This is a genomic window from Phenylobacterium sp. CCH9-H3 (genome assembly GCF_001557235.1).
GTDB lineage: Bacteria > Pseudomonadota > Alphaproteobacteria > Caulobacterales > Caulobacteraceae > Phenylobacterium.
Window position 1 is genome coordinate 41,320 of record NZ_LSJI01000283.1, and the last position, 11,656, is coordinate 52,975.

Annotated in this window: 7 protein-coding genes and 1 pseudogene; 5 read left to right on the forward strand and 3 right to left on the reverse strand. The window is 67.3% G+C overall.

Annotated elements, in window-relative coordinates; all coding sequences use genetic code 11:
* Positions 1-34: 34 nt before the first annotated feature.
* The 3 genes from AX721_RS25400 (at position 35) to AX721_RS25410 (ending at position 4,114) form a co-directional block, all read left to right on the forward strand.
* Positions 35-2,140, forward strand: coding sequence for a TonB-dependent receptor (locus AX721_RS25400; protein ID WP_068878755.1), 2,106 nt, complete (start codon positions 35-37; stop codon positions 2,138-2,140).
* A 53-nt stretch (positions 2,141-2,193) separates the two neighbouring features.
* Positions 2,194-2,652: a nuclear transport factor 2 family protein gene (locus AX721_RS25405; protein ID WP_068878756.1), complete on the forward strand. Its 459-nt coding sequence runs from the start codon at positions 2,194-2,196 to the stop codon at positions 2,650-2,652.
* 562 nt (positions 2,653-3,214) lie between these two features.
* Positions 3,215-4,114 (forward strand): NAD(P)/FAD-dependent oxidoreductase, encoded by a 900-nt coding sequence (locus AX721_RS25410; RefSeq protein ID WP_068878757.1) that lies wholly within the window; start codon positions 3,215-3,217, stop codon positions 4,112-4,114.
* 60 nt (positions 4,115-4,174) lie between these two features.
* On the opposite strand, the gene flgC is transcribed toward AX721_RS25410, so the two are convergent.
* A complete protein-coding gene (gene flgC / locus AX721_RS25415; protein WP_068878758.1) occupies positions 4,175-4,591 on the reverse strand; it encodes a flagellar basal body rod protein FlgC in 417 nt (138 codons plus the stop codon).
* A gap of 632 nt (positions 4,592-5,223) precedes the next feature.
* Between flgC and AX721_RS25425 the strand changes: the two are divergent.
* Positions 5,224-6,250: pseudogene (locus AX721_RS25425) on the forward strand (IS110 family transposase).
* A gap of 1,358 nt (positions 6,251-7,608) precedes the next feature.
* On the opposite strand, the gene AX721_RS25430 reads toward AX721_RS25425, so the two are convergent.
* A complete protein-coding gene (locus AX721_RS25430) occupies positions 7,609-8,196 on the reverse strand; it encodes a DUF305 domain-containing protein (RefSeq protein ID WP_068878759.1) in 588 nt (195 codons plus the stop codon).
* Between the two features lie 359 nt (positions 8,197-8,555).
* On the opposite strand from AX721_RS25430, the gene AX721_RS25435 reads away from it, so the two are divergent.
* Complete coding sequence (locus AX721_RS25435) at positions 8,556-10,040, forward strand: calcium-binding protein (protein WP_068878760.1); 1,485 nt, start codon at positions 8,556-8,558, stop codon at positions 10,038-10,040.
* Between the two features lie 917 nt (positions 10,041-10,957).
* On the opposite strand, the gene AX721_RS25445 is transcribed toward AX721_RS25435, so the two are convergent.
* The coding region (locus AX721_RS25445; RefSeq protein WP_197422715.1) for a HipA domain-containing protein at positions 10,958-11,656 on the reverse strand (699 nt) is incomplete at its 5' end.

Below are 11,656 nucleotides of genomic sequence, written 5' to 3' on the forward strand. Positions count from 1 at the left end.
TCGGCGTATTCCCCCTTAGACACAAGGGGGCTTCATGCAACCGGACTTTCAACGCCTTCAGGGCGCCTCGGCGCTCGCACTCGCCACCGCGCTCGGACTCGTCCCGGGCGCGGCCTTCGCTCAGTCATCACCGGCCGCTGCGCTGGAGGAAGTGGTCGTCACCGCCGAGAAGCGGGCGGCGAATCTTCAGGATACGCCGGTGGCCGTCACGGCCGTGACCGGGGAAACGCTCCGCGCGCTTGGGGTCTCCACGATCGAGGATCTGCAGGTCTTCACGCCCGGCGTGACGATCACCAACGACTCCATGGCGATCGTGAATATCCGCGGCATCGGCACCTCCGCCTTCGGCGTCGCCACAGACCCAAGTTCGACTGTCCACTACGACGGCGTCTACATCCCGCGGCCGACGACCAGCTACCAGGACATCTTCGATGTCGAGCGCATCGAATTGCTCCGCGGACCGCAGGGCGTCCTCTTCGGCCGCAACTCCGCGGGCGGCACTCTGAACATCACGTCCCGCGCACCGACCGACCAACTCGAGGGAACCCTCAGCGCCACAATCGGCAACTACGACCGGCGGACCTTCTCGGGAACGGTTTCCGGCCCGTTGGGCGAGCGCGTTCGCGGTCGCCTTACGCTGCTCAAGAATGATCGGGACGGAATCTATTCGAACCCGAAGACGGGGGAGAAGTACCAGGACATTGATCGGTTCGCCGTCCGCGGCGCGCTGGCGATCGACGTGGCCGAGAACTTCGACCTGATGCTGCGCGCCGACTACGGCCGCGATCGCGAAACCGGCTACCCTTCGGTACGCGAAAGCTATCCGGCGGACCTCGCTCGGGCCGGCGCGACGATCCCGCGCGGCGACGACGAGCTGATCCTCGACACGCGACCGCGCAACAACGTGGAAAACGGCGGCGTGTCAGCCACGGCGACCTACGTGACTGCGCCCGTGACGCTCAAGTCGATCACGGCCTACCGGGGGAGCACCGTCGACCAAGTGCTCGACGTCGACGCGACGGACCTGTTCCTGCGCAACATCACCTTCTACGAGCGCTCGCGCTCGTTCAGTCAGGAGCTGCAGGTCAGCAACAACGACCCGGACCGGCTGGAGTGGATCGCCGGCGCCTTCTATCTGCGCGAGAAGGCCCGCGACCAGCTGCAAATCCTGGAACCCGCCCGCGCGCTCAGCCTTCCCGAGAACAACGTCACGAATGCACTGGCGGCCTATGGGCAGGCGACCTACCGCGTGACCGACCGGCTACGGCTCACCGGCGGCCTCCGCTACAGCTACGAGGAGAAGGACTTCGCCTATCGCGTGCGGTCTGGCGGCGTCGACGTGGGCGGCGAGACGGCCAAGCAATCGTGGCGCGCCTGGACGCCAAAAGTCGGGGTCCAGTACGACCTCGGCGAGGACGTGATGGCCTACGCATCGGTAACGCGGGGCTTCAAGTCCGGCGGGTTCCAGCTGGGCGACGGAAAGCCGTTCCGCCCAGAGTCCATCTGGAGCTACGAAGGCGGACTGAAGTCGATGTTCTGGGACCGCCGCGTGCGGGCCAACCTCAGCGTCTTCTACTACGACTACACCGACCTCCAGGTGGTCGAGTACATCAACGGCGTGGCCACCACCACCAACGCGGGCAAGGCGACCCTCAAGGGCGGCGAACTTGAGGTCACGGTGAGGCCCGTCCACGGCCTCGATCTGAACGCCGCAGCAGCCTATCTTGACGCCGAGTACGACCGCTTCTTCGACAACGGCGTGAGCTTGGCGGGCAAGACTCTGCCGAACGCGCCACGTTGGAACCTCACTGGGGCGGCGCAGTACCGCTGGGAGTTTGCCGACGGGCATAGTCTGACGCTGCGCGGCGACGTCGCCTGGCGTGATCGCGTGTACTTCAAGCCGAACAACCTCCCGCAGTTCTCCGGCGCGCCTTACACCCTGGTCAACGCACGCGCGACGTTCGCTTCGGCCGGCGACCGGTGGGAAGCGGCGGTGTTCGGCCGCAATCTGACCGATGAGCGCTACGCGACCTACAAGACCGTCGGGACCGACGCGACGGGAGTCTCGAACCCGGCCCTGCCCCTCGCCGTCTATGGAGAGCCGCGGCAGTATGGCGTGCAGCTCGTGCGCCGGTTCTAGGCCCCTCCCCCTCCGCCGCCGGCGGAGGGGGCTTCGCTTCGCAGGGATCATCCATGAAACTCCATGAACTCACCGCCCTCACGGCTCTGGCGATCGCCTCCCCGGCGGTGGCGCAGCCCTCAGCCGACACCGCCGCGGGGGAGGCGCGAGCTGTGGTGGATCGCTTCACCGAAAGTTTGGCACGCCGCGACGTGGAAAGACTGGCCGCGCTATTCGCCACCGACGCCGCCGTCCTGGAGAGCGGGCGCTACGAGGGCCTTATCGGGGACTATGTCGCCCATCATCTGGGGCCGGAGCTTGCCGCGTTTGACAGCTTTCAGATCCAGAACCGGAAGGTCGACGTACAGGTGGTCGGCGATGTGGCCTGGGCGCGCGAAGAGTACGACTACGCGATCCGCGCCAAGGGTCGGGTGGGTGAAATCCAGCGCCGCTGCGTGAGCTCCGTCGTGCTCAAGCGGGTCGGCGGAACCTGGCGCATCGTCCAGCTGCACCTTTCGTCGCGGGCGCAGTAGGCGCTACGCAGTTCTCTCGGCCGACCGTGGCGCCCGAGCTGACATGAAGCGCTCCCCACAAAGCGGGCCGCCGTAGGCCCAGGCAGCGGTATGACGTCGTCTCCACCGCATGGCGCCCGAGCAAGTGTCTGATCCGCTGCCAATCCCGCACCATATGAAGAACAACAACGCAGAGATGAATGGCGGCGGCGGCCTCATAGTGGTGACCGACGTTGCGCCGCGCCAAGCGGCGCCCCGCCAGGCGGGCGGCCCTCCCTCGGAGGGGTCCACGAACCGTATGGTAGGGTAGGTCCGAGGAAGGGAAGGTCGCCCCCTCGCCATTTCGCTGCCCACTCGGCTCATCCCGTAATCATGGGCGAGCGCGCCTGAGATATCCAAGACGCGCGCCCTGTTGCTCAACGCCGAAGTGGCGTTGAGGTCCTACTCGGATCGCTTGAGGCGACGTTTGGATCGTGGCGATATTCCCTCGATCCCATCGGGTGGGGGAAGTGCCCCATCAGGCGCGTATATCAGTTGCAGGGCCTGCTCTACGGAAGCGTATTCGTCCTGCCCAGGTGTTTGCATGACCGACTCATTCGACTGCGCCATTATTGGGGGCGGCCCTGCAGGCTTGGTCGCGGCGCTCTACCTGTCGCGGTTTCGGAGGTCGGTGCTGATCGCCGACAAGGGGTCGAGCCGCGCTGCGCTAATACCATTGAGCCACAACTATCCAGGCTTCCCGGAAGGCGTGAGCGGCAAACGTCTCCTCACCAGGCTCCATCAGCAGATCCGACACTACGGGTCACCCACCCGGGGCGGGGCCGCGCTAGCCCTCGAAAAGCGCGGCCCCGCGTGGCGCGTGGTGATGCATGATCAAGTGGCTACAGCGCGACAGGTGCTGTTCGCCACCGGCGTCGTCGACCGCTGGCCATCGCTCCTTGGCGCGGAGCAGGCGATTGAGCAAGGCGCCCTCAGGTTCTGTCCCATCTGTGATGGCTTCGAAGCTCGAGATGCGCGCGTCGCAGTCATCGGCGACGGGGATCACGCAGCCCGCGAAGCCTTGTTCGTGAGCGCGTACAGCGCGTCGGTCAGCCTCCTCACCGACGGCCAGGCGCTGTCTCCCCCGATGCGCGCGCGCCTCCTCGCCGAGCGGGTGATGGTCACCCCGTTCAAGCCAGGTTCGTTGCGGTTTGCGGGCGGCCTCATCCACGCGGCCGGGCCGGCCGGCGAGGACCTGCAACCCTACGCCATCGCCTACGGCGCCCTCGGCGTCGAACCCCAGACTCAGTTGCTGGCGAGCTTGGGCGTCAGCCTCGACGTTGCGGGGTGTGTCGCGGTCGACGCCCACCAGCAGACTTCCATTCCTGGGCTCTACGCCGCCGGCGATGTGGTCCGAGGGTTGGATCAGATCAGCGTCGCGGTCGGCGAGGCCGCCATCGCGGCGACGGCGATCCACAACCATCTGCGTGAACAGGATGGCTAGGTCGTGGTGCTCGGGCTCGGCTTGGCCGTGGTCATTTTGATCGGATGAACCCCCGCTGGCCTATTTCTGCAACAGCGACAGCGTGCTTTTTTCCATGGCGTCCTGGGTCTCGAGGACGTTCAGATTAGCCTCATAGGCCCGCATCGCCTGTTTCATATCGAGCGCTTCGATAAGCCCATTGACATTCGGCTTCAGGACGTAGCCCGCCGCGTCGGCGGCGGGATGTCCGGGGTCATAATCCTTGCTGAAGGGTGACGGGTCCGGCTTCACGCCCCTCATCCGAACGCCTGTCCCGCCATCGGCCATTCTGGCGACTTCAAACACCGAGGCCTGTCGCCGATAGGGCTCGCCCCCGGGCGTTGCCGCGGTGGAGCTGGAGTTCGCCATGTTCTCCGCGATGATGCGCATCCGGGCCTGTTGGGCCCTGAGCGCCGACAGTGCGATGCCGCTCGCGCCATCTCCAGCTATTTTGCTCATCCGTCGCCTCCGCGTCGGGTTGAGATAATAGTGGTATGGTTAATTCCTGATTTAACACCTCGCAATTACCGAGCGAAAACTATGACATTATTGGAATGTCCCAGTTCATTTCACCATTTAGCTTGACGCCAGAAGTCTAGGTTCTGTTGACGAAGCGCCGGACCCACAGGCGGGCGGACGCGACGAGTATGAAGCCAAGGTAGCTGTCGACGGTCTTGTCGTATCGGGTGGCCAATCTGCGGCCGTGCTTGAAGAGGTGGCCGTCCATGATGGGTTGGACCTTGCGGTTGCCAGATGGGGGCGAGGAGGACGAGGAAGGTGGCGGCCGCGAGCAGGCCGATCCCGAGTCTTGATGGCGCGGCGCAGGCTCTGCCGAGTCGGCATCTCCGTGACCGCCGCCAGGTGAGCCCCAGCCCGCGCGGATCACGGCCACCGCCGCGAGCGTGGTCCAGGTGTGCTGGCCGGCGATCCAGCTCAAACCGCCCAAGGCCAGCCGCGGCCAACGACATCGGCAGGACGCAGCATGCGGCCCAGGCCAAGACCGCTGCTCATCATGCCGTCGCCTCCTGATGCCGTGGACGGCTCCCAATCTCCCGCCGCAGCTTAGGCGCGGCAGGAGGTGGAGGAGCGCCATGGGAGAGGTTGTCACGGTGGGATTGGACATCGCCAAGTCGGTGTTTCGGGTCCACGGCGTAGATGCTGAGGGCGCGTGGCGGTGCAGCGGAAGCTCACGCGGGCGAAGCTGGTCCCGTGCTTCGAGAAGCTGCCGCGCTGCCGGGTCGGGATCGAGGCCTGCGCCACGGCGCATCACTGGGGCCGCCGATTGACCGAGCTCGGCCACGAGGTGAGGCTGATGCCGCCCTCGTACGTGAAGCCGTATCTGAAGGGGCAGAAGAACGACGCGGCCGATGCCGAAGCGATCTGCGAGGCGGTGACCAGGCCGAGCATGCGCTTCGTGGAGGTGAAGAGCCCGGAGCAGCAGAGCGAACTGGTGACCCTCCGCACGCGGATGACCCTGATGCGCCACCGGATCGAGCTCTCCAACACGATCTGGGCGCACATGGCCGAGTTTGACTTGGCGGCCCTGATCGGGCTGATGGGGCTGCAGGAGTTGATCGAGATCCTCCGCGACGAGACCGACGAGCGCGTACCGCCGAGCGCCAGGATCTGCCTGAAGCTGCTGACCGACCAGCTCGGCCTGGTCAACCGCCAGGCGCTCGAGACGGATCGACTGATCCTGGCGAGCGCCCGGGCCACCGAGGTCGGCCGTCGGCTGATGGCGTGCCCGGCGTCGGGCCGGCGCTGGCCAGCGCGATGGTCGCCTGCGTGCCTGACCCGCATGCCTTCAAGACCGGCCGCAACCTCGCCGCCTGGATCGGGCTCGTGCCGAAGCAGAATTCCAGCGGTGGTAAGGCGCGGCTGGGCGGGATCACCAAGCAGGGCGACCGCTACTTGCGCCAACTGCTGGTCTTGGGTGCGCTGGCGGTGATCCGCTACGCCGAGCGACACGAGCGAGGCGGCCCTGGCTCGTGCAGCCGATGGCGCACCGGAGCGCGAAGGTCGCGGTCGTGGCGCTGGCCAACAAGACCGCCCGGATGATCTGGGGCGATCATGACCAGCGGCGAGGCCTATCGGGAGCCGCTGCCGCTGGCTGCGTAGAGATCAGGCGCCGCTGTGCCGGACAAGCTTAGGAAGGGCGGCGAAGGAGTGATGTGATCCGGTCGAACCGAGAGGCGGGAAAACCCAACGCGCCAGAGGGCCTCAGAGCCCGTGCTCTTGGTCGGGACCCAGCTTCACGGAGGGCATCATGGCCAGCGGACCTAAGCGCCGCACCAACGGGTCGAAGACATGGCCGCGCCGACCAGCCTCACGGAACTCACCAGGTCAACCTTGCCTACGGGGGCCGTCCAGACATGGCGCGATGCGGCCGAGGACGCCATCTGGAGCGACTACGGACTCAAGCCCCAATCGAAAGGCGATTGTCCATGGCCGAACGAGCTGTCGTTGCCAAGCAGGTTGTTCAGCCTTTGCCAAGGCCGCGGACCAGGCCTTGCGGGCTGCGGCGTCGTCGGGCGGCGCGGCCTCCCCCAATGCCAATCATCCTCTCGCATGCGGCGAGCTGCTCGGCGGCTGTTATCGCAGAGCCGGCAAGCGTCGACCCGACGGCGAGTGCGGCGATGACGGAAAGTGACCGGGCCACTCGGTGGTTTCCCCCACGCATGGGCACTCAGCACACGCCGGCAAGCCCGGCCATGATCCATGGAAAAGGCTGACGCCCAGCACGGCGCGCCGGCCCAGAGGCCGACCAGCCGGAGCGCGCGCTCGTCGGGAGCCTCCCACAACAGGCGGACCTTGCTGACCCTCGAGCGCCGTCTAGCATCCGGTGAGCTGGCCAGGCTCGCATCGGCGGATCGGCATCGCGGCCGCGGCGTCGGAGCCGGCAGCGACCCTCCTCAGGGCTACAAGTCCAGTTCATCTGCGGGCCCGGAGAGGCTCCCGCGACCCGTTCCGGCCCGACGCGTCGGTGGCGTGCGGGTCGGCGCTCGCCGGCCAAGGCGATGGGCGCTGCGGCCGGTGGGACGCTCGCACGCTAGTCCAGCCCGGGCGCCGGCGGGCCGCCCCCCGGCGCACGCAGGCCGCCGCACGAGCGCCGCGCGAAACACGCCAGGTGTCCACCTCCGCCTCAAGATGGCCCAGCCCACCGGGTGATCACATGGGACCGCGGAACGTCACCGGCCCGCTGCAGACGCCAGGCCGTGGTGCGGCTGATGACCGCGCAGCGTCCGACCTCCGTCCAGCGGAGGTAGCCCCAGCCTGGGGCGTCCCGATCCACGACGTGCTTCCGGTTGGCGTGGATCAGCGCACAGTCCCTGCCGCCTCGAGTCCGTCCCAGGGCCGGGAGCGTCGCAGGGCGCCTGTGCCAAAGCCCCGAAGAGACGCGATCCGCGCGAACAGTCAAAGAGATGCGGGAGCCCACTGAGATCGCGCGTCGCGAACGCCGCTGGTTTGAGGGACGCCTACAGTGGCTCGTCCCTCAGCAACTTGCCGCTCAGGAGTTCCTTCGCTTCTTGGGCGCCCTCGGGCTTGAGGGCGGTGGGCCCCGCGGCAAGCGGAACGTTGCCTTCTCGGCCGTCCTTGTCGATGTCCGCGAGCAGCATCTTCATCTCGGTGATCTCTTTGACCTGGTCGCGGATGATGCGATCGGCGAGATAGCGGACGCGGGGATCGCGAATATCGGCTTTCCGCGCGTTGTTGATGGCGATCGAGTGGTGCGGAATCATCGCCTTCATGAAGGCGGCATCGCCGATCAGGGATTGGCTGCGGTTGACCAAAAGGAGGACAACGCCGCCGATCACCGCGCCGGCCAGGACCGCGATCTTTACAGCGTGCGGCCGGTACATCTTCCACATGAAGACGAGCATGACGGCCGTCATCACGCAGGCCATGACAAAGGACGACACCAGGCGAGTGAGGCTGAAAAGCACGTGGTCCCAGCTGTAAACCAGCTGGTACATCAGGAAGAACATGATGAGGGTGGACACGCTGATCATCGCAGCGAAGCGGCCCCACCCCATGTTCATGCCTTGGTGTTGCTCTTCCGCCATCTCTGCCTCCTGCTCTGCCTTCGGAACGCCTCCTGGAACCTATGGTTCATCAACCGCCCCGGGCCTGGCCTCCACTCCGCTGCAGCTTGGGCGGTCCACCCGCCAGCACCCGCGGCACACCCCCAACTCGAGCGCTCGGGCTTCTGCACAGCCTGAGGCGGGTCGCTGCGCCTAAGCCCCGACCCGCAGGTCGGCGCCCGGGGGCAGACACGTTCGCGGCGCCAGTGAGTCGTTGGCGCTGATCTTTTGTTGTTCTGACGGAACCCTCAGATTTCCAGAGCAGTTCGGCACTGATCGGACATTCCAAGTGGAGCGGGCCGATAACATTCCCATGACTGCAATGTTCGCTAGGGGTCACCATGTCACACAAGCCTACCCATCATTGGAAGGATCGTCCGATCCAGGAGCTCTCCAGCGAGTATATTAGGCAGGGCGGCCTAGTCTTCGACTTTGACGCCGGTCATGCACCTTACGACTACAAGGTGGCGGTTGGGTCCACGGGGCGAGAGCCCCTCGCCGGCGACGAGGACCGCGACCACTTCTGGGGACTTGGCGGTGATGACCTCCTCACCGGCGACGGCGAGGACGACGTGCTCTACGGGGACCAGGGCCGTGACACCTTGAGCGGCGGCGACGGCAGCGATCGGCTCTACGGCGGCTCGGCCGGCGACCGGGTCTTCGGCGGCGCGGAGGCGGACTCGCTACACGGCGATGGCGGCGATGACTACCTTGACGAGGGCGCCGGCCATGGCGACCTTGAGGGTGGGATGGGCAACGACACCCTGGTGGGCGGTCAAGGTCCCGACGCCTTCGCCGTGGACCGGATGAGCGGCGACGACGTGATCCGCGACTTCACGGCCGGGCCCGGCATGTTCGACCACCTCGCGCTTCGCGGCTTGCGGTGGGAGGACCTTCGCTTCCAGGACACGGCCGCCGGCGTGAAGATCAGCTGGCAGGGTGGATCCGTCGTTCTGGAGGGTGTCCGGCAAGCTCAGCTCGCGCAGGACGACTTCATGTTCGCCGACGCGCCCGACCTTCCGCCTGGAACGCGCGACCCCGCCGGGCCCACCGCCGAGCGTCCATCGCCGAGTCGCGAAGGCCCCACGCTCGACGAGCGCCGGATGGAGGGCGAGAAGTTCGACAAGGCGGCTGACGACGAGTTGCGCGACGGGACTGTCCGCTTCGGCTTCCAGGGCGATGAGGCCTATCAAGTGGTGGTTGGCACGCTCGACGGTGACAACCTCGTGGGCGGAGCCACCTGGGACAACATGTTCGGCCGTGACGGACGCGATACGCTCACAGGCGCGGGCGGCGACGACGTGCTGCAAGGGGACGCCGGCGACGACCGGCTCGACGGCGGGGATGGCCGCGACCGGCTCGACGGCGGCGACGGCGCGGACACCCTGCTCGGAGCCGCCATGGCCGACGAGCTCATGGGCATGGGCGGGAACGACTCGCTGGATGCCGGCGCCGGCCACGACATGATCGAGGGCGGCATGGGGAATGACACGATCACAGGGGGCACGGGCGCCGACGCATTCATCGTCGATCCGCGTAGCGGCTTTGACGTGATCCTCGACATGGAGGTGAGGGGGGAGGCGCAAGGCGCCTTCGACCATCTGGCGCTGCGTGACATCAGACCGGACCAGGTCACGGTGGTGGATCGGAGCGAGGGCGCCTTCGTCTCGTGGAACACCGACCGCGATGCCGAGGCGGAGGGCGGGGTCCTGCTGCGCGGGGTGTTCAAGGCCGACCTGCGTCAGAGCGACTTCATGTTCGTGGACGAGCCCGGCTTCGTCGCCGGCATCAACGACTTCGGATCCTGGTGGATCTTCCCCAGCTGATTGCCGCTCGACGTTCATCGGGCGCTTCTGGGCACAGAGGCGCCCCGCATCCCCCGGAGGCGGCGCGTGCCGCCTCAGGGGGAACCAAGGAGAAGAGTGATGATAAGTCGGATCCTCCTCGCGGCCTTGGCCCTGACCCTCATCGCGGGTTCCGGCGGCTGCCAGCGGCAGGCGGCGCAGCCGCCCCCCGAGGCCACCGCGGCGCAAGAGCCCATGAGCGCTACGGCCTCAGATCCCGCTAGCCCGGCGACGGCGTCAGCTTCGCCCCCCGCGGGGCCGGCGGCGCCCACCCAGCACACTCCCAGGACCTCCGCGTCCGCAAAGCGCGCTGCCGAGACGGCGCGTCCGAAGGCAGAACCCGACCACGCCAACATGCCCGGTATGGATCATTCCAATATGCCGGGCATGGAACAGCCGAAGACACCTTAAGGCATCACCGCGCCATCGGCTCGGCCGCACCGGACCCCTACCAGCCACGCCAAGCGGACGCGACGCCTGCGGCCACGCGGGGGGGGTCGTGTCGGACAGTATGGTCCTGATCACCGGCGACGCAAAGTTCATAGGCCGGGCGCTGTACGACGGCTGGGCGAGCGCGGTCGCGACACGGCCATGGCGCCATCCTGCTCGGTGCTCGATCTGCTCGAGGCGGCTGCCTGAAGGCTGTCGCCGCACCGGCGCGCGACAGGACAAAGACCGGCGCGAAGTCGCCACCCGGTGTGTGCGGAAGTTCGTCGTCTGGCCCTGGTAGATGCGCGCCACAGCGAGCAGCGGCGCGCCTTCGTGCGTGTAGAGCTAGACAACCATCTTGTGAGGGCTGATCTCGCCGTCGGGGTTGATCATGCACTGCCGGGGCTGGCGCGGAGCGATGGCTTCGTTGGGCAGCGTCGCCACAAGAACAGGCGACAGTGCGCCGGACTTCAGGCGCGGAACCCCGGATAGACGTAGGCCCGGCGGATGGCCTCGCAGTCGGCCTCGCTGACCCCGCAGTTGCGGGCGACGCCGTACCACTGCTGTTGAACGGCGGCCTCCAGCTGGTCGACGAGCGCCGCAGCCGCGTCCGGGTCGAGAAGGAACCGGCGGCACTCGCTGAGGAGGTTGCCGGCGCTGGCGAAGCGCCCCTGGGCGCCGCAGGTCATGGCGAGGTCGCGCCGCTCCTCGGCGAAGGCCGGCGTCGGCGTGAGGTCATAGGCCGGCGACAGCCGCCAGCCGGGGCCCGGCGCGAGCGCCGCGTGGTTGCGCGGATGGTCGTCGGTGTTGGAGATCAGGGCGTTGAACGCCATGCGCCCGAACAGCTCGCGGGCGTCGTCCGCGGGGCGTTCGCTGATCCGCCGCAGGGTCTCAGCCAGGAGGATGTATGACCAGCGGGCCCGCCCATCCGGGGTTTCGTCGGTTTCGAGAAGCGTCAAGGCGCTCACCATGCGGGCGCGGGCGTAGCCGTCCTGCACGCGCGTCCGGTCGAAGCGCTTCACCATCAGGACGTCGCGGCCACCCACGGTGACGACCTGTGAGTCGGCCACCTGCAGGCCGCAGCGGCGCGCGAGCTCGAGCGTCGCATGCTCCACGCGGGCCATGTTCCAGCGGTCGTCGTGGCGGTTGAACTTGGCGAGCCACAAGGC